At 63.3% G+C, this 18,919-nt stretch carries 18 protein-coding genes and 1 pseudogene; 7 read left to right on the forward strand and 12 right to left on the reverse strand.

Features of this window, described 5'->3' with window-relative positions; genetic code table 11:
- Positions 1-107 precede the first annotated feature (107 nt).
- A complete protein-coding gene (locus OKC30_RS12780; protein WP_270670291.1) occupies positions 108-1,445 on the reverse strand; it encodes a hypothetical protein in 1,338 nt (445 codons plus the stop codon).
- 219 nt (positions 1,446-1,664) lie between these two features.
- On the opposite strand from OKC30_RS12780, the pseudogene OKC30_RS12785 reads away from it, so the two are divergent.
- Positions 1,665-1,982, forward strand: a pseudogene (locus tag OKC30_RS12785) (DUF1496 domain-containing protein).
- 817 nt (positions 1,983-2,799) lie between these two features.
- On the opposite strand, the gene OKC30_RS12790 reads toward OKC30_RS12785, so the two are convergent.
- On the reverse strand, positions 2,800-4,248 hold the full coding sequence (locus tag OKC30_RS12790) for a catalase (protein ID WP_160839255.1): 1,449 nt from the start codon (positions 4,246-4,248) through the stop codon (positions 2,800-2,802).
- A 152-nt stretch (positions 4,249-4,400) separates the two neighbouring features.
- Here OKC30_RS12790 and OKC30_RS12795 point away from each other — a divergent pair, with 152 nt between their 5' ends.
- Both OKC30_RS12795 and OKC30_RS12800 read left to right on the forward strand, forming a co-directional pair.
- Complete coding sequence (locus OKC30_RS12795) at positions 4,401-4,889, forward strand: GNAT family N-acetyltransferase (protein WP_010675925.1); 489 nt, start codon at positions 4,401-4,403, stop codon at positions 4,887-4,889.
- Positions 4,886-5,743: an AraC family transcriptional regulator gene (locus tag OKC30_RS12800; protein WP_160839253.1), complete on the forward strand. Its 858-nt coding sequence runs from the start codon at positions 4,886-4,888 to the stop codon at positions 5,741-5,743. The genes OKC30_RS12795 and OKC30_RS12800 overlap by 4 nt, the downstream gene beginning before the upstream one ends.
- A 69-nt stretch (positions 5,744-5,812) precedes the next feature.
- Here the strand turns inward: OKC30_RS12800 and OKC30_RS12805 are convergent, their stop codons facing one another.
- Both OKC30_RS12805 and OKC30_RS12810 read right to left on the reverse strand, forming a co-directional pair.
- Complete coding sequence (locus OKC30_RS12805; RefSeq protein ID WP_043154992.1) at positions 5,813-6,712, reverse strand: DMT family transporter; 900 nt, start codon at positions 6,710-6,712, stop codon at positions 5,813-5,815.
- A 109-nt stretch (positions 6,713-6,821) separates the two neighbouring features.
- A complete protein-coding gene (locus OKC30_RS12810; protein ID WP_039040139.1) occupies positions 6,822-7,262 on the reverse strand; it encodes a DUF2214 family protein in 441 nt (146 codons plus the stop codon).
- Between the two features lie 110 nt (positions 7,263-7,372).
- Between OKC30_RS12810 and OKC30_RS12815 the strand changes: the two genes are divergently transcribed.
- Positions 7,373-8,977, forward strand: a complete 1,605-nt coding sequence (locus OKC30_RS12815) for a sensor domain-containing diguanylate cyclase (RefSeq protein ID WP_270664290.1) — start codon at positions 7,373-7,375, stop codon at positions 8,975-8,977.
- Positions 8,978-9,012: 35 nt separating this feature from the next.
- Here OKC30_RS12815 and OKC30_RS12820 read toward each other — a convergent pair whose 3' ends face one another.
- From OKC30_RS12820 to OKC30_RS12845, 6 genes are all read right to left on the reverse strand, one after another.
- Positions 9,013-9,660, reverse strand: coding sequence for an HAD family hydrolase (locus tag OKC30_RS12820; RefSeq protein ID WP_160839107.1), 648 nt, complete (start codon positions 9,658-9,660; stop codon positions 9,013-9,015).
- 65 nt (positions 9,661-9,725) lie between these two features.
- Positions 9,726-10,733 (reverse strand): ABC transporter ATP-binding protein, encoded by a 1,008-nt coding sequence (locus OKC30_RS12825; protein ID WP_160839109.1) that lies wholly within the window; start codon positions 10,731-10,733, stop codon positions 9,726-9,728.
- A 6-nt stretch (positions 10,734-10,739) separates the two neighbouring features.
- Positions 10,740-11,516 (reverse strand): ABC transporter permease, encoded by a 777-nt coding sequence (locus OKC30_RS12830; RefSeq protein ID WP_160839111.1) that lies wholly within the window; start codon positions 11,514-11,516, stop codon positions 10,740-10,742.
- Complete coding sequence (locus OKC30_RS12835) at positions 11,509-12,405, reverse strand: ABC transporter permease (RefSeq protein WP_160839113.1); 897 nt, start codon at positions 12,403-12,405, stop codon at positions 11,509-11,511. The genes OKC30_RS12830 and OKC30_RS12835 overlap by 8 nt, the downstream gene beginning before the upstream one ends.
- Entirely contained in the window at positions 12,405-13,238 is an 834-nt protein-coding gene (locus OKC30_RS12840; RefSeq protein ID WP_160839115.1) for an alkaline phosphatase family protein, read from the reverse strand. The genes OKC30_RS12835 and OKC30_RS12840 overlap by 1 nt, the downstream gene beginning before the upstream one ends.
- 10 nt (positions 13,239-13,248) lie before the next feature.
- Entirely contained in the window at positions 13,249-14,295 is a 1,047-nt protein-coding gene (locus OKC30_RS12845) for an ABC transporter substrate-binding protein (protein WP_160839117.1), read from the reverse strand.
- Between the two features lie 183 nt (positions 14,296-14,478).
- Here OKC30_RS12845 and OKC30_RS12850 point away from each other — a divergent pair, with 183 nt between their 5' ends.
- Complete coding sequence (locus OKC30_RS12850) at positions 14,479-15,291, forward strand: UTRA domain-containing protein (protein ID WP_160839119.1); 813 nt, start codon at positions 14,479-14,481, stop codon at positions 15,289-15,291.
- 46 nt (positions 15,292-15,337) lie between these two features.
- Here the strand turns inward: OKC30_RS12850 and OKC30_RS12855 are convergent, their stop codons facing one another.
- The gene (locus tag OKC30_RS12855; protein WP_010675913.1) at positions 15,338-16,102 is read right to left on the reverse strand and encodes a helix-turn-helix domain-containing protein; all 765 of its coding nucleotides are present in this window, start codon (positions 16,100-16,102) and stop codon (positions 15,338-15,340) included.
- A gap of 443 nt (positions 16,103-16,545) precedes the next feature.
- Complete coding sequence (locus OKC30_RS12860; protein WP_010675912.1) at positions 16,546-17,460, reverse strand: LysR family transcriptional regulator; 915 nt, start codon at positions 17,458-17,460, stop codon at positions 16,546-16,548.
- A 257-nt stretch (positions 17,461-17,717) separates the two neighbouring features.
- Here OKC30_RS12860 and OKC30_RS12865 point away from each other — a divergent pair, with 257 nt between their 5' ends.
- Together OKC30_RS12865 and OKC30_RS12870 are read left to right on the forward strand one after the other, a co-directional pair.
- The gene (locus OKC30_RS12865; RefSeq protein ID WP_041211883.1) at positions 17,718-18,050 is read left to right on the forward strand and encodes a hypothetical protein; all 333 of its coding nucleotides are present in this window, start codon (positions 17,718-17,720) and stop codon (positions 18,048-18,050) included.
- 30 nt (positions 18,051-18,080) lie between these two features.
- Positions 18,081-18,767, forward strand: coding sequence for a pirin family protein (locus OKC30_RS12870; protein ID WP_109112080.1), 687 nt, complete (start codon positions 18,081-18,083; stop codon positions 18,765-18,767).
- Positions 18,768-18,919: the final 152 nt, after the last annotated feature.

Raw genomic sequence — 18,919 nt, forward strand, 5'->3', positions numbered from 1 at the left:
GGCATATGGATTTAGGGACTCAGAATACTTTTTTCTGAAAATCAAGGCGGCCTTCCCCGGAAAGCCGCGATGAACCTGTTTTTATGGTGGCATGACGCTTAAAAAAGTCAGTTAAGCAGTTTTTCCAGCTCCGCTTCGGCATCCGCCCTGGCCTGATCGCTCAGGGTGCCGGAGGTCGCTTCCCGCTTCTCGCCCTGTTGCTGCACCGCCTTGGCCGCTTGCAGCTGTGCACTGGTCGCGGCACTGATGGTCGCTGCGCTGCTGGCGGCTTGTTGCTTCGCCGTGGTTGCGGCACTGCTGGCGGCCTGCTTGGCGCTGTCGCTCACTGCCTTGGCGGTTTGTTGCTGCGCTGTGGTTGCAGCACTGATGGTCGCTGCGCTGCTGGCGGCCTGTTTGGCGGTGTCGCTCACCGCCTTTTCGGCTTGCTGCTGCGCCGTGGTTGCGGCACTGATGGCGGCGGCACTGCTGGCGGCCTGCTTGGCGCTGTCGCTCACCGCCTTGGCCGCTTGCTGCTGTGCGGTGGTGGCGGTACTGATGGTTGCTGCACTGCTGACGGCCTGCTTGGCGCTGTCGCTCGCTGCCTTGGCGGCTTGCTGCTGCGCCGTGGTGGCGGCACTGCTGGCAGCCTGCTTGGCGGTGTCACTCACCGCCTTGGTGGCTTGCTGCTGCGCTGTGGTCGCGGCACTGATGGCGGCGGCGCTGCTGACGGCCTGCTTGGCGGTGTCACTCACCGCCTTGGTGGCTTGCTGCTGCGCTGTGGTGGCGGCACTGATGGTGGCTGCGCTGCTGGCGGCCTGTTTGGCCGAGTCGCTCGCCGCCTTGGTCGCTTGTTGCTGCGCCGTGGTTGCGGCACTGCCGATCACCTGTCTGGTGGAGTCGGACAGGGCCTTGCTGGCGCTCTGTTGCAGTCCCCCCAACATGGTGCCCCGCAGAGAACTGCCAGCGCCCGTGAGCCCCTGACCGGCACCGGTCAGGGCCGTGGCGGCCGGGGTGGCCTGGGACTGCCAGCCCTGCATGGCGCTGGGCCAGGTCGGGGTGGCGGCCGTCAGGTTTTCCCCGAAGACCTGGGTCGCCCCGTCACCTTTTTGCACCATGACGGCGAGCTGGTTGGTGTCGGCGTTCCAGACCATGCCGGCCTGCTTGGCCACGTCCGGCACCGGGGCGTAGCGGGAGACCACGTAAAAGAGCGGCCCCTCCTGTTGCAGCTCGTCGGCGGTCTTGAGCAGCTGCATGGTGCTCTCGTAGTTGGGCCCCAGCATGGCGGTCATTCTGTCCTTGATCAGCGGCTGCTCGAACAGGTTGGCCTCGTTCGGATCGAAACCGACCAGCGGCTTGAGCAGGGCCCACATCAGCTGGCTGGTGGGGCTCATCATCAGCAGGGGGGCGACACAGGCGGACAACATCAGGCTCAGGCAGGCAGCCTTGAGCAACGGCATGATACGCATTGACAACATATCCAGTTAATTACCTGATTATTAAGGGTTATTTATTACCGCACCCCGGCGATGCCGGTGGGGGCCCACGGCAGAACCCTGACAGGCCTTTGCGGGCGCAGGCAGGCTATCATATTGCTTCCGGAATGCCAGATGAGCCGACATTTATTGGTCAAGTCGAGGGCTCTGCTGGTCGCTTTACACTTTCACACCCCCGTGACAGGAATTCCCATGATCCGTTGTGCAGGTTGTCTGCTGGCCCTTGGCTGGCTCTTCCCCGCGTTGGCCGCCCCGGCGTCCAACACCCTCAGCCACTCGGTGGGCACCGAGCTGGTGCTGCCCCTTGGTTCGCTGCCCGAGCGGGTGTGCTGGTATCAGGATCAGAAATACTCCCAGGGGGCCCGCATCCAGCAGGGGGAGCTCTGGCTGGAGTGCGCGCCGTAACAGGCGATGGAGACCAATGGTCCCCTGATCTGGCGAGAGGTGACGACGCCGTCACAGAGTGGTGAACCGGAGGGCAACCAGCGGACGATCCGGGTGGGCCAGTGAGCCTTTTCTTGATCCAGCTACAGACACGGGCGTGATCTCTATCGCATAATGCGGCTCTTTCTTCTCTTGACTGGGATCTAAGCAATGGCTCGTCGCTCTTCCAATGCACAACGTCGTCGCAGTAGCTGGTGGTACAAACGCTTGTTGGCAAGGGAGCGGGAAGAGCGCGAAGCGCGTTCCGTCCGGGATTGATACCGCATTGAACAACGGAGCCTCGGGCTCCGTTTTTATTGGTGACTAAAAGAGCATTATCGCAGGCAGGTTTATTACCACAGGTGGACAATGGTGCCGCTCTGTCAGTGCACAACGTCGTTGCCGCCGTGAGCTGGCGGTACAAACCCTTGTTGGCAAGGGGACGGGAAGCGCGCGAGGGCGTTGCGTCCGGGATGGATACCGCATTGAAAAACGGAGCCTCGGGCTCCGTTTTTATTGGTGACTAAACGTGCATTACCACAGACAGGTTTATTACCACAGGTGGATAATGATGCCGCGCTGCCAGTGCTCAACGTCGTTGCCGCCGTGAGCTGGCGGTACAAACCCTTGTTAGCAAGGGAGGGAAGCGCGCGAGGGCGCGGCGTCCGGGATTGATACCGCATTAAAATCGGAGCCTCGGGCTCCGTTTTTATTGGTGACTAAACGTGCATTACCGCAGGCAGGTTTATTACCACAGGTGGACAATGGTGCCGCTCTGCCAGTGCACAACGTCGTTGCCGTCGTAAGCTGGCGGTACAACCCCTTCATTCAGCAAAGACCGTCGTGCGAGAACGGGGGCCATCAGGCCCCCGTTTTGCTTTGGCAGAGGTTGGCTGCCTGCGACTCAGCGTTGCAGGGCGGCCAGGGCCAGCTCGACCCGTTTGGCGTACTCGGGGTCGGCCTGCTCGAAGTGCCTGAGCTGGGCCGCGACGATGGCGTCATCCTCCACATTGATGAGGGAGCGGGCCAGGTTGGCGGCGAGGCGGGCGCGCTGTCCCTCGTCCATCAGGCGGAAGAGAGCTCCCGGCTGGCTGTAGTAGTCGCTGTCGTAGTCACGAAAATCGTAGTGCAGGGCAGCCCCTTCCAGACTCAGGGCCGGTTCGTGCTGCTCGCTCGGCTGCTGGGTGCCGAAGCGGTTCGGCTGGTAGTTGGGGCTGGCGCCGCCATTGCTGTCGGCCCGCATGGCGCCGTCGCGGTGGGCGCCGTGGTGGAACGGGCAGCGCGGGGCGTTGACCGGCAGCAGGCCGTGGTTGACGCCGAGGCGATAGCGCTGGGTGTCACCGTAGGAGAAGAGCCGCCCCTGCAACATGCGATCCGGCGAGAAGCCGATGCCGGGCACCACGTTGGCCGGGGTGAAGGCGGCCTGCTCCACGTGGGCGAAGTAATTGTCCGGGTTCTGGTTGAGCTCCAGCACGCCCACCGGGATGAGCGGGTAGTCCTTGTGGGGCCACACCTTGGTGAGATCGAACGGGTGGATCGAGTAGGTCTGGGCCTCGGCCTCTGGCATCACCTGGACATAGACCTTCCAGCGCGGGAAGTCCCCCCGCTCGATGGCATTGAACAGATCCGCCTGGCTGGTCTCTCTGTCCTGACCGACGGCGGTGGCCGCCTCTTCATCGGTGTAGAAGCTGTGGCCCTGCTCGGTCTTGAAGTGGAACTTGACCCAGAAGCGCTCGTTGGCCGAGTTGATGAAGCTGAAGGTGTGGCTGCCGTAGCCGTTCATCTCCCGCAGGCTCCTGGGAATGCCGCGATCACTGAACAGTATGGTGACCTGATGCAGGGATTCCGGGTGGCGTGACCAGAAGTCCCAGGCGGCGGTGGCGCTGCGCAGGTTGGTGCGGGGATCCCGCTTCTGGGTGTGGATGAAGTCGGGGAATTTCAGGGGATCGCGAATGAAGAACACCGGGGTGTTGTTGCCCACCAGATCCCAGTTGCCCTGCTCGGTGTAGAACTTGAGGGCGAAGCCGCGCACGTCCCGCTCGGCGTCGGCGGCCCCCTTCTCGCCGGCCACGGTGGAGAAGCGCAGGAACACCGGGGTCTGCTTGCCGACGGCGTTGAACAGGTCGGCCTTGCTGAAGGCGCTGATGTCGTGAGTCACGGTGAAGGTGCCGTAGGCGCCCGAGCCCTTGGCGTGCACCACCCGCTCGGGAATGCGCTCGCGGTCGAAGTGGGCGAGTTTCTCCATCAACCAGATGTCTTGCATCAGGACGGGGCTGCGGGGGCCGGCGGTGAGGCTGTTGTTGTTGTCGACGACGGGGGCGCCGTTGGCGCTGCGCAGGGTCTTGTCGGTCATGGCGGGTCTCCTTGTGATGAGTCGCCAGACTAGGGGAAGTGGGGGAGCGGCTCCAATGGAGTGTGCCTAACCCTTTGATTGGTTTCGCTGATGGGGGTGGAAACAGACGCCAGCCTTGCGGCAAGATGGGATTCAGCCAATCAGGAGGTCTCATGTCCATCACCATTCGCCGCGCCGGGCCGGAAGATGCCGCCGCCCTGCGGGATCTTCACGCCATGCCCCATGCCCAGGCGGGCACCCTGCAACTTCCCTTCCCCTCCCTGCAGCAGTGGGAGCAGAAGCTGACCCCGCGGGATGGCATCTACAGCCTGCTGGCGGAGTGGGAGGGGGAGGTGGCGGGCGCGCTGGTCCTGATGGTGGAGCCGGCCCCCCGTCGCCGCCACGTGGCGAGCATCGGCATGGCGGTGCACGATGACTGGGCCGGGCGCGGGGTGGGCACCGCCCTGATGCAGGCTGCGCTGGATCTGGCGGACAACTGGCTCGGCTTGACGCGGGTGGAGCTGACGGTCTGGGCCGACAACCAGGCGGCCCTGGCCCTCTATCGCAAGGCGGGCTTCGTGGAGGAGGGCGTAGCCCGGGATTACGGCCTGCGTCATGGGGTGCTGGTGGATGCCCTCTACATGGCCAGGGTGCGCCGATGATCGACTATCGCGAGCGCCTGACGCCGGTGCTGCGGGCACTGGAGCAGGATCCGGATCTCTCCATCGAGGCGCTGGCGAGTCGCGCCTGCCTCTCCCTCTACCATTTCCACCGGGTGTTCACCGCCGTGGTGGGGGAGGCCCCCGGCGAGATGTGCCGCCGCCTGCGGATGCAGCGGGCGGCCTGGCAGCTCTGCTACACCGATGCCAGCGTCACCGCCATCGCTCTGGGGGCGGGACTTGGCAGCTCCCAGGCTTTCGCCAAGGCGTTTCGCCGTCACTATGGTTGCACCCCAGGGGCGTTTCGCCGCGACAAGGGCAAGAATGGACACCTGGATCGCAAGGAAGGACACGCATGGCAAGGGGCACTCCCTTATGCTGAAGGCCACTCATCAGCAAGGAGCAACACCATGAACACCGTCGAGATGGACGCCCGCACCCTGGCCTATATCCGCGTGACCGGCCCCTATGGCGAAGGGTATGACGCCGTCTGCCATCGCCTTCACCAGTGGGCCGCGCCCCGTGGCCTGGAAGGGGGAGAGTGGATCTTCATCTACCACGATAACCCCGAGGTGACGCCGCCGGCCCAGTGCCGCACCGACATCGGCATCAACGTGCCGGTGGGCACCCTGGGGGCGGGGGAGGTGGAAATTCAGCACATCCCCGCCGGACGCTACGCCCAGTCCCGCTACCTCATCACGGATCGCAGCCAGTACGGGGAGCGCTGGCAGGAGCACATCGGCGATATCGTCGCGGCCGGGCTCGCCTTTGGGGACGGCCCCTGCTTCGAGCTCTATCACAGCGTGAGCAATGACCCCCTGCGCGATGACGTGAGCTTCTGCTCCAGCGTGCGCTAGGCAGGCGGCAATAAAACGAGGCGCCCAAGGGCGCCTCGTTTTATTTGGGGTCCATGACCACCGCCGATATCAGGGCTGGCTGGGCACCTTGTCCCGACGGGACTTCCACCACCAGCGCAGGCGGATCTGGGAGATGAGCATCCCCGCCAGCATCAGGGCGCAGCCGACCACGGCCCGTTCGTCCAGATGTTCCCCCAGCAGCAGGACACCGCCGATGGCGGCGAACACCGTCTCCAGGCTGAGGATGATGGCGGCATGGGCCGGATGGGCACCGCGCTGCCCCACCACCTGCAGGGTATAGCCGATGCCGACCGAGACCAGACCTGCATAGAGCAGCGCCTGCCAGCCCGCGACGGCACCACTCGCCGTCGGGGTCTCGATGACGAAGGCAGTGGCCAGGCTGAGCAGACCGCACACCACGAACTGCACCCCGGCAAGACGAATGGGGGCGACCCGGTTCGAGTAGTGATCCAGCACCAGCAGATGCACGGCCCAGAACAGGGCCCCGATCACTTGCAGCAGATCGCCGTAGCCGATGGTGAACTCCTCGGTGACGCTGAGGTAGTAGAGCCCGGCCATGGCGATGAGAGCGCCTACCCAGGTGTTGGCCCCGGTCTTGTGGCGCAGGGCCAGGCCGATGACGGGGACTAGGATGATGTAGAGGCCGGTGATGAAGCCCGCCTTGGCGGCCGTGGTGTAGAGCAGCCCCACCTGTTGCAGGGAGGCGGCGGAGAAGAGCACGGTGCCGGCGATGAGGCCCCCGGTCAGCAGCAGGCGGTGATCACCGGCAGGCTGGGGCGGCTGGCGTGACTTGAGCCACCACAAGAGCGGCAGCAGGGAGAGGGCGCCTAGCAGGAAACGCAGGCCGTTGAAGGTGAAGGGCCCCATGTGATCCATTCCCAGGCGCTGGGCGACGAAGCCCAGCCCCCAGATGGCGGCGGCCATCAATAACATCATGTTTGAACGCATACGGAATCATCCCTGAGAAAGAGTCTCGGCGGCACTCGGGCCCCGCCATTACGATACCTGCGAGAAGGGGCGTTTGTCGTCAGCCATTTGTTGCCGGGCGAGGGCAGGATCAGCGGCTGGCCAGCTTGGCGAGCAGGGGCAGCAGGGCGAGCAGCAGCAGGTTGCCCCTAAGGATCCAGATCACCCAGAACTGCTGTTGGGTGGAGACAAGGGGAGCCCGTCCCTGGCGCAAGGATCGGCGCCAGTGGTGGAACAGCCGGCTGGGGTAGCCAAAGCTGATGGCCATGGCGAAGAACATCAGCAGCTTGGTGCGGTAACCCGGATTGGCAAGCAGGATGGCCGGTGGCTGGGGATGGGCGACCACCAGCAGCACGCCCGTGATGAAGATGAGCAGCAGGGCCAGGGCGGCCAGGCTGTCAGCCAGCAGCAGCTTGCGCACCTGCTCGATGGACATGCCGCGTCGGAACAGGAAATACTCCGAGGTGATGGCACCGGTCAGGGTGATCACGGCGCAGTAATGGAGGGCAGTCAGCAGTTCCGGTTTCAACATCCAGGCCAGTTCCTTCTCGTTGGCCACATGATGCGCTTCCCTTTGGACGCCATCAGGTGGGGCTGATATTCTGACACTACACGATGTCAGGGGATAGCATGGAGTCAGGGTTGGATAAGCGAGCAGTCTCCAAAAAGACCTGGTCCCTGGTGGTACGGATGCGCCTGGGCCTGCTTCTGCTCTTCATTCCCGTCCTGATGCTGGGCGCCATCTACTACTTGCACATGGAGCGCAGCCTGCAGCGAGAGCTGCAACAGCGCCTGCTCGCCACCAATCACCAGTTGCGCCACATCTTCATCGAACCCTACCTGAACGAGATGGAGCGTCAGTTCTCCCTCATCTACGACCAGGTCAAGGTGGAGGACATCAGCGGCCCCCGTCTGCGCAACACCGACTCCTATCTCAGGGAGTGGCGTCTCTACAAGGGGGTGATGGCGGATCTCATCTACATCTATGTGGGCACCGCCGAGCGCCAGATGCTGATCTACCCCGAATGGCAGGCGGATGCGGACTTCGACCCCAGGGTGCGCCCCTGGTATCAGCTGGCCAGCCAGCATGTGGGCAAGATGGTCTGGACCGAACCCTACTACGACTACACCAACGGCACTCTGGTGATCGCCCTGGCGCGGGCCATCACCGACAAGGAGGGCAAGGTGCGGGGGGTCTTCGCGGTGGATGCCATCCTGGCCCCCTTCTCCGCCCAGCTGAACCGGCAGTGGAACAGCGGCTACCAGATGATCGTCAACCAGTCGGGCAAGGTGCTGGCCCACCCCGATCCCTCACAACTGCTCAAGCCCATGACCCACCCGACCTGGCTCTCCCGCTTCAGCGGGGAGGACGGCATCTTCCTGGATCAGGCGTCTCGCCAGTTCGTAGCCTACAGCCGCCTGCCGGACCACAACTGGGTGCTGATCAGCGTGTTGCCCGCCTCCAGCATCCAGGCGGTGGTGGCGAGCGCCTCCCTCAACGTGCTCGGGATCATCGTGCTGGCCAGCGTGCTCTACATGGTGCTGGCACTGATCTGGTCCCGTTATTTCAGGCGGATGCTGGACGAGATCTCCACCGTGATCCGGGCCAGCCGGACCCAGCCTGACGAGGTGCACCAGGGGGGGATGCGCGAGCTCAGGCACGTCTATGCCGAGCTGGCGGAGGTGAGCAAGGATTATCACGAGGTGCGCCAGCAGGCGAACCTCGACAAGCTGACCGGCCTTTACAACCGGCGCTTCTTCGACGAGCGGTTGAATCGGCTGCTGCTCGATCAGGAGAGCTTCTGCCTGGCCATGATCGATCTGGACGGTTTCAAGCGGATCAATGACACCTATGGCCACCAGACCGGGGACGTGGTGCTCAAGCGGGTGGCCAGCTTTGGCGCCAAGCTGCTGGGGGATCATGGCTGGGTATGCCGCTATGGCGGGGAAGAGCTGGTGGTGCTGTTTGCCAATCCCGATATCCACTTCTGCCAGATGCTGCTGGAGCAGTACAGGATTGGGGTGGCCTCCCTGCACTGGCGTGAACCCGGTCTTGGGATCACCTTCAGCGGCGGCCTGGTGGCGAGTGCCCCCGGGCTTGGGGCCAGGAGCCTGCTGACCATGGTCGATGCCGAGGTCTATCGCGCCAAGGGTGACGGCAAGAATCGCATCTACATGGTGGATCCCCTGGCTCCCCGGGACGACTCGCCATCAGGGGATGGCATGTTGAGCAAAGAAGAGGCCTGAGGGCCTCTTCTTCATTGCGCGGATCAAGGGTGCAACTACCAGGTCCAGAGGGGCCAGCCCAGCTCCTCGGCGCACTGGCGCAGGGCGGGGGCCGGATTGACCGCATGGGGATGGCTCACCGCCTGCAGCATGGGCAGATCGTTGTGGGAATCGCTGTAGCCGAAGCTCTCCTGCCAGAGGTGTTCCTTTCCGGCAAAGAGCTGGTTGATGCGGGCCACCTTGCCCTCGCGAAAACTCAGGGTGCCGCGGGTCTGGCCGGTCAGCATGCCGGCTTCCTCGTCGAGCAGGATGGCCACGCAGTGATCCATCCCCAGCATCTGCGCCATGGGGGCCACCAGATGCTCGCCGGAGGCGGAGATGAGCACCAGCTCGTCTCCACGCTGGCGGTGCCACTCGATGCGGGCCAGCCCCTCGGGGTAGAGGCGCTCCCGCAGCACCTGTTCGGCAAAGCGGGTGCAGAGGGAGTCGAGCCACTGGCGCGTCCTGCCTGCCAGCGGTTGCAGGGTGAAGGCCATGTACTGGTGCATGTCCATCTTGCCCTGGTGGTAGAGGGACATCATGGCCTGCTCCTCGGCCACCATGCCCGCCGGGGCCAGCTCCTGGGCCACCATGTACTCCAGCCAGAGGCTGGCGGAATCCCCGGCAATAAGGGTCTCGTCCAGATCAAACAGTGCCAGGGCCATGGCTGCTCCTCGGGTTGGCTGCCAGCATCGGAGTACTGGCTGAAAAATGAATGGGATTCATGGCGTTATGCTACCTCACAGAGTTGATCCCGGGCCACCACCAGGGTCACGGCGCTGCCCACCGGCAGCAGATCGCCGGCACGGCGGTTGAGGCAATCCACCGTCAACAACCCTGCCTCGCACTCCACCTGATAGCGGATGACGTTGCCGAGCAGCTGCTGCTGGCGAACGATGCCGGGCAGGCTGGGCTCGTGGCTGACCGCCCCGGCGGGCAGCAGGGTGATGGACTCCGGCCGCAGCGCCAGCTTGCCGCGAAAGCGCGGGCCGAACAGGGATTTGGCCTGCTCGCCACCCAGCAGGTTGTAGTTGCCGATAAAGCCCGCCACGAACTCGCTGGCGGGGCGGGTGTAGATCTTCTCCGGTGTGCCGCTCTGGACGATGGACCCCTTGTTCATCAGGAAGATCCGATCCGACAGGGTCAGCGCCTCCTCCTGATCGTGGGTCACGAAGATGGTGGTGAGCTCGAGGCGCTGCTGGATCTCGCGGATCTGCTGGCGCAGGCTGCGGCGGATGCGGGCATCCAGCGCCGAGAGCGGCTCATCCAGCAGCAGGATCCGCGGCTGCACCACCAGAGCCCGGGCCAGCGCCACTCGCTGGCGCTGGCCGCCGGAGAGCTCGGCCGGATAGCGGCGCTCGAAGCCGGTCAGCTCCACCAGCTCTAGCGCCTCCTGCACGCTGGCGGCGAGATCCCGCCACGGCTGGGGTTTCATCTTGAGGCCGAAGGCGACGTTGTCCCACACCGTCATGTTGGGGAAGAGCGCATAGCTCTGGAACACCATGCCGATGCCCCGCTTCTGAGGTGGCTGCCAGGTAATGTCCTCACCGGCCACCCGCACCTGACCACCATCCACCGGGGTGAGCCCGGCCAGGGCCCGCAGCAGGGTGGATTTGCCGCAGCCGGAGGGGCCGAGCAGGGTCACCAGCTCCCCCTTGCGGATGCCGAATTCAATCCCCTCGAACACCTTGGTGTCACCGTAGGATTTGTGCAGTTGATTCACTTCTAGATGGAACATGTTGATTCACCGATGAAATCTGTTGGCTGCCCAGGTGAGCAGCAGGGTCAGCAGGAAGTAGCTCATCACCAGGGCGCTGGTGAAGTGGCCCGAGGTGGCACACATGTTGTAGAGGTAGACCTGCAGGGTCTCGTAACGGGTGCCCACCAGCATGTTGGCAAACACGAACTCGCCGAGCAGGAAGGAGAGGGAGAGAAACAGTGCCGCCAGCAGCCCCTTGCGCAGGCAGGGGAGCACCACCAGCAGGAAGGCGCGGGCACTGCTCGCCCCCAGCAGATGAGCGGCATCCATCAGATCTTTCAGCGGCACCCCTTGCAGGCTGTTGGCCAGCGCCCGGTACATGAAGGGGAGCACCACGGTGAACCAGGTCCCGATCAGGATCCACGGCGTGCCGATAATCGGCAGCACGCCGTCAGCGTAGATCTGCAGCAGCCCCACCGAGGAGACCACGGGCGGCACCGCGAAGGGGAGCAGGATCAAGAGGTTCATCCAGGGATCCAGCCTGGGGAAGTAGTAGGCCACCACCAGCACGGTGGGCACCAGCACCAGGGTCCCAAGCAGCAGGGTGGCGAAACAGACCAGGAGGCTGCGGCCAAAGGCCGCCAGAAAGCGCGGGTCGCCCCAGAGTTTGAGATACCAGTCGAGGGTAAAGCCGTCCGGCAGCAGGGTCGCCCCCCAGCGGGTGGAGATGGAGTAGAGAAAGGTAGCCAGCAGCGGTAGCAGCAGGGTGGCGACCAGCGCCCCCAGCACCCATCTGGGCCAGCGCGGCGTCAAATCATGCATGGGATTGCCCCTTGTTCACATAGCTCTTTTTCAGCAGCCACTGGTTGGCGGCTGTCACCACCCCCAGCAGTACCATCAGGATCACCGCCAGCGCCGCCGCGAGATTCGGCTCGAGGAAGATGTCGCCGGAGACCAGACTGGCCACCCTGATGGTCACCAGGTTGAAGTTGCCGGTGGTGAGGGCGTAGGCGGAGGCATAGGCTCCCACCGCGTTGGCAAACAGGATGATCAGGGTGCCGAGCAAGGCGGGCGTCAGCACCGGCAGCGCCACGTGCCACACATACTGCCCCCTGCTCGCACCCAGCAGGACGGCGGCCTGCGGCCACTCATCCTGCAGGGCGTCGAACGCCGGGTAGAGCAGCAGCAGGGCGAGGGGGATCTGGAAGTAGGTGTAAATCAGGATAAGACCGCTGCCCGAGTAGAGGTTGAAGCCGTCGATGAGGCCCCAGGATTTGAGCAGCAGGGTCACCGCGCCATTGATGCCGAGCACGATGATGAAGGCGAACGCCAGCGGCACGCCGCTGAAGTTGCCCGTCATGGTGACGAAGGCCAGCAGCACCCGCTTGACCCGCTCTCCGCTGTGGCGCAGGGCCGCGGCCCCTAGGGTGCCGATGGCGAGCCCCGCCAGGCTGGCGATGCCGGCGATGCGCAACGAGTTGCCGAAGGATTGCAGATAGAAGGGGGAGCTCAAAATCTCCCGGTAGTGGTCGAGACCCCAGCCATCGGGGGTCTGGACGCTGCCCACCAGCACCCACCCCATGGGGGCGAGCTGGAACAGGATCATCAAGAGGACAAAGGGCAGCAGCACCAGGGCTGGCAGCCAGTGGCGTCGCACCCGGCGTGTCTTCACCTGTTGATCCGCGAGGATCTCGGTGGTGGCAGGCATCATCAGTGCACCTCGCGCATAAAGGCCGCCTTGAGCAGCGGGGGAGCCACCGGCTTGTCGTGGGGCACACCCAGCAGGTCGGCCATCAGGGCGCAGAGCTGGGTCTGGGCGATCACTACCCCATCCGGCCAGCGTTCGACGAAGGCGTCGCCAAACAGCCAGAGCGGCACGGTGCGCTCCTCGGCCAGGGTGCCGCCATGGCTGAGATCGTTGTTCATGCCGTGATCCGAGGTGATCACCACCTGATACCCCTCTGCCAACCACTGGGGCAGCAGCTCGGCCAGCAGACTGTCCATGCGGCGAGCCTGATTGCGGTACTGGCGGGAATCGAGGCCAAACTGGTGGCCCGCATCGTCCACCCCCATGGGGTGGATCAGCAGAAAATCGGGGTTGTACTGGCTGCGCAGCCACTCGCCGTCCATCAGCAGATGGCTGTCGGGGTAGCCGTCATCCCAGTAGAAGCAGCCGTGCTGGATGGGCAGTTGCTCATCGTGAGTGAAGCGATCGCGGGCCGCCAGCCAGGGGCTCTGGTTGTAGAGCTCGCTCACCCAGTGGTAGGCCGCCGCTGCGGTGCGTTTGCCCGCGGCCCGGGCCAGATGGAAGATGGAGTCGTGTTGGCTCAGGCGCGTCACCCCGTTGTGGGTGATGCCGCTCGCCACCGGCGGCACGCCGGTCAGGATGCACTCGTAGAGAGGGCGGGAGAGGGAGGGCAGGGCGGCACTCAGGGTCGTATGCAGGCCGCGCTCTGCCTCCACCATGCCACAGAGGTAGCCCATGCAATGGGCTACCTCTGCTGCCAGGCCATCCACAAGTACCACTATCACCTTGTGTTGCACTGGCCGCTCCTTACTGCATGTTGATCATGACGGTTTCCTGCCACTGGCGCGGCAGGGCCTTGGAGCTCAGCTCCCAGGCGGCGTGATCCTGCACCGGCTTGGCGTTGGCATACTGCTCGGCCGGCAGCAGCTTGGCCTTGACGTCATCCGGCAGGGTCACGTTGCTGCGAATGGGGCGGGCGTAGCCACGGGCCAGGTTAATTTGACCTGCATCGGAGAGGATGTATTCCCGCGCCAGCTTGGCGGCGTTGGGGTTCTTGGCCCACTTGTTGATGATGGTGGTGTAGCCGGCGATGACGGAGCCGTCGCTCGGGATCACCACATCAAACTTCTTGGGGTCGATCTGGTCGCGGTAGTTGAGGGCGTTGAAGTCCCACAGCACCCCCACTTCCACTTCGCCTTTCTCGATGTTGGCGATGGTCGGGTCGTTCAGCGACAGACGGCCCTGCTTGGCCAGCTTGCCGAACAGATCCAGGGCGGGTTTCAGATTCTTCTCGCTGCCGCCGGTGGCATAGGCCGCCGCCAGCACGCCGTTGTTGGCCTGGGAGGCGACGCCCACGTCACCCAGGGTCACCTTGTAGTCGCCACCCAGCAGGGATTGCCAGCTGGTGGGGGCGGCCTTGACCAGATCCTTGTTGATCAGGAAGGCGATGGTGCCGGTATAGGCCAGCATCCAGTGGCCGTCCGCATCCTTGGCCCAGTTGGGAATGTCGGCCCAGGTGGAGGGCTTGTAGGGCTGGGTGACCCCCTGCTTGACCGCCACCGGGCCGAAGGCGCCGCCCACGTCGCCGATGTCGGCGGTGGCGTTGGCCTTCTCGGCGGCGAACTTGGCGATCTCCTGGGCGGAGCTCATGTCGGTATCCTGATGCTTGATGCCGTAGATGCTGCCGAGCTGCTGCCAGGTATCCTTCCAGTTGGCCCAGCTGTCCGGCATGCCGACGCTCTGGAGCTGGCCCTCACCGCGGGCGGCTTTTTCGAGATCCGCGATGTTCTCGGCGGCAAACAGCGGTTGACTGATGGCCATCAGGGCCAGTGCACTTGCGATCACGCTTTTCATCATCCCATCCCTCTGGACTAGGTCAGTTAAGGTTCGAGAGGGATGCTAGAGGGGAAATATGACGGTGGCGGGGCGCTTTGATGGCAGTTTCGTGACAATCGCCCTGTCATGGCGCTGTCATCAGGGGCGGTTACAACTCGGGGTCGACAACCTCTGGTCTACTCCAGTGGTGTGCAAACCCGAATGACCGACAGGGATGTGACAGTGACAGAGCGATTGAGTGAACAGGGGATGGCCGATGGCCGCATACCCTCCAAGTGCGAACAGATTTGCCGGACCCTGCGCCGCTATATCGGCAGCGGACACCTGGCGGCGGGGCAGCAGCTGCCCGCCGAACGGGCCCTGAGCGAGCGATTCGCCACCACCCGCATCACCATCAAGGAGGCACTCTCCAGCCTCGAGGCGGACGGCCTCATCTACCGGGCCGAGCGGCGCGGCTGGTTCGTGGCGCCGCCTCGCCTCACCTACGATCCCGCCATCCACACCCACTTTCACCAGTGGATTGGTGAGCAGCAGCGCACCGCCGAGACCCGGGTGCTGGCCCATGGCAACCAGCTTGCCAGCAGCGAGTTGTGCCGCTGGATGGGTCTGGAACCCTTTACGCCGCTCTACGAGATCCGCCGCCAGCGGCTGATCGACGGTCGCCCCGTGCTCCACGTCAGCCATCACCTGCTGGCGAGCCGTTTCCCCGACATCGCCAGCGCTCCTCTGGCCAGCTCCCTCACCGAGCTTTACCAGCAGCGCTATGGCATAGGCCAGGGCTGGGCGAGCCTCGAGATCACCCCCTCGGCGGCCCGGGGAGAGATAGCCCGCGCCCTCAACCTGGCCCAGGGGAGCGCCGTGCTGCGCTTGGTGCGGGTCAATCATGACGAGGAGGGGAAGCTGGTGGATTGCGACATCGAGCACTGGCGACCGGACGCCATCCGCATCTGCCTGGATACCCGGGCACTGCAACCGCTCGCCATGGGCGCGCGGCAGGTGGAACTGGCAGAGTAGCGGCGTTCTGGCGCTGACATGGCGGATCCCGCAGGATCCACCGGGATCAGTTGTCGATGTTGGGGATCAGATCGTCGAAGCTCTGGTAGCCGCAGTCCGCCAGTTGCAGCGACATGGTGTAGGTCTTGCTGCCCTCCCGCTGGCCGATGGCGGGGCGGTTGAGCTTGAGCTCCTGATGCCAGTACTCCTTCATGCGATCGATCAGCGCCATGGCCTCGCTCTCCCCCAGATGGAGCTGGCACAGCGCCATGTAGTTGTTGGGCCTGTGCATGTTCTCCACCAGATAGTCCCCCAGCACCGACATGGCCTGGCGCGCCTGCTGGCGGGCGAAACGGCTGTGCTGCTCGAAGCTGATGCGCTCGCTGATGAGGAAGTGGTAGCTGTTGTCGATGCCAAGCTGCAGGATGCCGAGTTTCTCCAGCTTGCGCAGATAGAGGTAGCAGGAGGCATCGGTCAGGCCGTACTCCCGCTTGAGATCGATAAGGGTCTTGTCGCGCCAGAAGATGTTGGCGAGAAAGGCATAGAGCCCCGGCTCCTTGTGAAACGCCTCGTCCTGCTCCTGGGTGAAGACGGCCCGGCGGCTCTGGGCATCCTGGGTCCGGTCCAGCAGCTCTTCGAAGGAGAGTCCCACCAGATGGCAGATCTCCAGCAGAGTGTCGAACGGCAGGGAGGGCTTGTTCATCATGCGCTTCACGGTGGCGATGGAAACCCCCATGGCTTCTGCCAGGGTCTGATAGCGGATCCCCTTGTCGGTCAGGGTTTTCTTCAGGGTGTCGAGGATGTGATTGGCCAGTGTCTGGCTGTAGGTCATGCAACTATTCCTTTATCTGCATTTTTAGTCGTGTCAGGAATTGAGTGGTTTGTCTGTATTGGGCTCAAATTTTGACACCTAGAAAAACCAGAGGAGGGTAACCCGGTGATAATGGCGGAAATGGCCTGACCAGTTGTGGTGCAAGGTGGCAGAAAATGACACTCGGTGGTGCATATCCTTCAACCTTTCAACATTTTGCTGGTGATGCATATTACATCGCACATAATTCAACACGAATCGGATTCAATACCTTCCTGGTTGAGAAAACGATTGTTTGCTTCCAATTTAAGGGTTTTTTTAACCGCAAGGTTTTATTCTTTCCTGGCATTGAGCGGAACTCGCAAGAGGTCCGCTTTTTTTCTTTTCTCCGAATCTGAGCCCGTCGTCAAGAATGGGGCGCAGTTTTGATACTTCCTGCGCCACCGACCCCGGAAGGCAGTCCTTTATTCCCCCTGACCGGCAAACAGCTTGGGGATCTCCCGCACCAGCCAGCTCTTGGCCTTGCCCATGGTGTCTCGCCGCCAGGCCAGCACGACCTGGATCTGGTGGCGATATTCGGGACTGATCACCTTGAGTCTGCCCGCCTTGATGTCCTCTTCAATCCAGCGTTGCGGCATGGTGCCGATGCCGAGCCCCGCCAGCAGGGCGTCCCGCTTCTCCCCCATGGTGCTGACGGTCAGGCGCGGCTGCTTGTCGAGCAGGCGGTAGGTGAGCACCGGCTTGCGCAGTGCCGTGTCGGCCACCGCGATGGCGCGATAGCGGCGCAGGGTCTCGTCCGCCAGGGGCTCGGGTTCCTGATGCAGGGGGTGATCGGGGTGGGCGACGTAGAGCATCACCTCCTCCCTGAGCACCTGGTGCTTGATGCCGGTCATGGCGATATCGGCATTGAGAGAGGAGATGAGCAGGTCGGCGCGGCCATCTTCCAGGCACTCCCAACTGCCCGCCAGCACCTCGGCGCGAAACCTCAGCCGGGTATCGGTCTGTTCGGCCAGCCGATCCACCAGGGGGTAGAGAGCCTGTACCGGCATCAAGGCATCGACGGCGATGGTGATGTCGGTCTCCCAGCCACGGGAGAGGGCCCGGGTCTCCCCCACCAGGTGCTCGGCCGCCTCCAGCAGCACCCGGCCCCGCTCCAGCAGCATGCGGCCCGCCGGGGTGAACTTGGTCCTGTGGCCGCTGCGGTCGAACAGCATGGCGTCCAGTTCGTCTTCCAGCTTTTGTACCGTGTAGCTCAGCGCCGAAGGCACCTTGCCCAGCTCGTCGGCCGCCGCCGCGAAGCTGCCACGACGGTCGATGGCGTCCAGCACCCGGATCGCCTCCAGGGTCAGCGCCCGCTCCTTGTTCGATTCCTTGGCCATATCCAACCTTCAATTTTTTTGAATGTGTTTACCAGATTATCTCGCTAACAACTTAGGGGAAGTCACTTTAATATTCAATCAACGCTTAGGCAGGAACGCCTGGCAGCCAAATAAAAGGTAGTTCCGGGCTGAGACATCCCCAAACACGATGTCTGATGTCAGCAAAAGAACAACATAGTATTTGAATGATCTCTTGCATGGATGCATTGATTCGGGCCCAAGGGGCCTTGGCAATGACATAAAACCCAAGAGAGTGAATGAACATGAAAAACGTAATCAAGATGCTGGCCGTTGCAGGCCTGATGACCGCAGGTGCCGCCCAGGCTTCCGTTCCCGCTGACTTCAATGCCGCCCCGGGCGTGCTGTTCGTCAACTGGAGCGCCACCGCCGCGATGGACGGCAAGGCCAACCCCATGCTGGAGGTGCGCGACGAGTCCGGTGATCTGCTGGCTTCCGTCCACGCTAACCTGATGGGCACCCAGCAGGTCGCCATCCCGAGCCGTACCCAGGGCAAGCTGACGGTGAGCCTGGGCAACGAAAGCAGCAGCTACCGCATCCCCTTCGGTCTGGGTGACGGTCGCCAGCGTTAATGAACCAACTTGGTCAGTGAGGAGCACACCATGATGAAATTGAGAGCCGCAGAAGCACGGGGCAAGGCCAACTTTGGCTGGCTGGATGCCCGTCACAGCTTCTCCTTCGGTCACTACTATGACCCGGAATGGATGGGACACTCTGCCCTGCGGGTCATCAATCAGGATCGGGTGGCGCCGGGTGGCGGTTTCGCGACCCACCCTCACGCCAACATGGAAATCCTCACCTGCGTGCTGCAAGGCACCATAGAGCACAAGGACAGCCTCGGCCACGCCGAGCAGATCCCGGCGGGGGATTTCCAGCTGATGAGCGCAGGGTCCGGCATCCGGCACAGCGAGTACAACCCCTCGCAGACCGAGGCGCTCTCCCTGCTGCAAATCTGGATCGAGCCGAATGAACACGGCACGACCCCGGGTTATCAGCAGAAGAAGATTGAAAACAAGCCCGGGATGACGCTGGTGGCGTCACCGGACGGCGAGGCGGGATCCTTCAGGATCCGCCAGCAGGCCAGAGTGTGGCGTCTGCAGCTCGCAGAAGGGGAGACCCTGGAGTGGGCACTGCAAGGGCGTCATGGTTACCTGCACATGATTTCAGGGGAGCTGACCGGCAACGGTCTGGCTGCCCGACCCGGCGACGGGCTGCTCAGCCGCGACGAGTCGAGCTGGGTGCTCACCGCCTCCAGGGGGAGTGAAGCCCTGCTGTTTGACCTGCCTTGATAGAAAAATCTTGGCGAAATGAATGAGTTAACAATTAGCTTTTACACTGTAAATACCATGATGGTAAGCAAAGGAATACCTGATTACCCATGATTAGCAGTCAGTTACCACGAACTATACTGATCTTACGTACAGTTATCGAGGTGCGAGAT

It is taken from the genome of Aeromonas sp. QDB18, from assembly GCF_027705325.1.
Lineage (GTDB): Bacteria > Pseudomonadota > Gammaproteobacteria > Enterobacterales > Aeromonadaceae > Aeromonas > Aeromonas caviae.

What these genes read in the sequence shown, in the direction of transcription:
- OKC30_RS12820 (WP_160839107.1), bottom strand. Translation starts at nt 9,660, where the DNA reads ATGGCCCTGGCACTGTTTGATCTGGACGAGACCCTTATTGCCGGGGAT.
- OKC30_RS12845 (WP_160839117.1), bottom strand. Translation starts at nt 14,295, where the DNA reads ATGAAAAGCGTGATCGCAAGTGCACTGGCCCTGATGGCCATCAGTCAA.
- OKC30_RS12780 (WP_270670291.1), bottom strand. Translation starts at nt 1,445, where the DNA reads ATGCGTATCATGCCGTTGCTCAAGGCTGCCTGCCTGAGCCTGATGTTG.
- OKC30_RS12800 (WP_160839253.1), top strand. Translation starts at nt 4,886, where the DNA reads ATGATCGACTATCGCGAGCGCCTGACGCCGGTGCTGCGGGCACTGGAG.
- OKC30_RS12810 (WP_039040139.1), bottom strand. Translation starts at nt 7,262, where the DNA reads ATGTTGAAACCGGAACTGCTGACTGCCCTCCATTACTGCGCCGTGATC.
- OKC30_RS12870 (WP_109112080.1), top strand. Translation starts at nt 18,081, where the DNA reads ATGATGAAATTGAGAGCCGCAGAAGCACGGGGCAAGGCCAACTTTGGC.
- OKC30_RS12795 (WP_010675925.1), top strand. Translation starts at nt 4,401, where the DNA reads ATGTCCATCACCATTCGCCGCGCCGGGCCGGAAGATGCCGCCGCCCTG.
- OKC30_RS12855 (WP_010675913.1), bottom strand. Translation starts at nt 16,102, where the DNA reads ATGACCTACAGCCAGACACTGGCCAATCACATCCTCGACACCCTGAAG.
- OKC30_RS12850 (WP_160839119.1), top strand. Translation starts at nt 14,479, where the DNA reads ATGACCGACAGGGATGTGACAGTGACAGAGCGATTGAGTGAACAGGGG.
- OKC30_RS12825 (WP_160839109.1), bottom strand. Translation starts at nt 10,733, where the DNA reads ATGTTCCATCTAGAAGTGAATCAACTGCACAAATCCTACGGTGACACC.
- OKC30_RS12790 (WP_160839255.1), bottom strand. Translation starts at nt 4,248, where the DNA reads ATGACCGACAAGACCCTGCGCAGCGCCAACGGCGCCCCCGTCGTCGAC.
- OKC30_RS12805 (WP_043154992.1), bottom strand. Translation starts at nt 6,712, where the DNA reads ATGCGTTCAAACATGATGTTATTGATGGCCGCCGCCATCTGGGGGCTG.
- OKC30_RS12865 (WP_041211883.1), top strand. Translation starts at nt 17,718, where the DNA reads ATGAACATGAAAAACGTAATCAAGATGCTGGCCGTTGCAGGCCTGATG.
- OKC30_RS12835 (WP_160839113.1), bottom strand. Translation starts at nt 12,405, where the DNA reads ATGATGCCTGCCACCACCGAGATCCTCGCGGATCAACAGGTGAAGACA.
- OKC30_RS12860 (WP_010675912.1), bottom strand. Translation starts at nt 17,460, where the DNA reads ATGGCCAAGGAATCGAACAAGGAGCGGGCGCTGACCCTGGAGGCGATC.
- OKC30_RS12830 (WP_160839111.1), bottom strand. Translation starts at nt 11,516, where the DNA reads ATGCATGATTTGACGCCGCGCTGGCCCAGATGGGTGCTGGGGGCGCTG.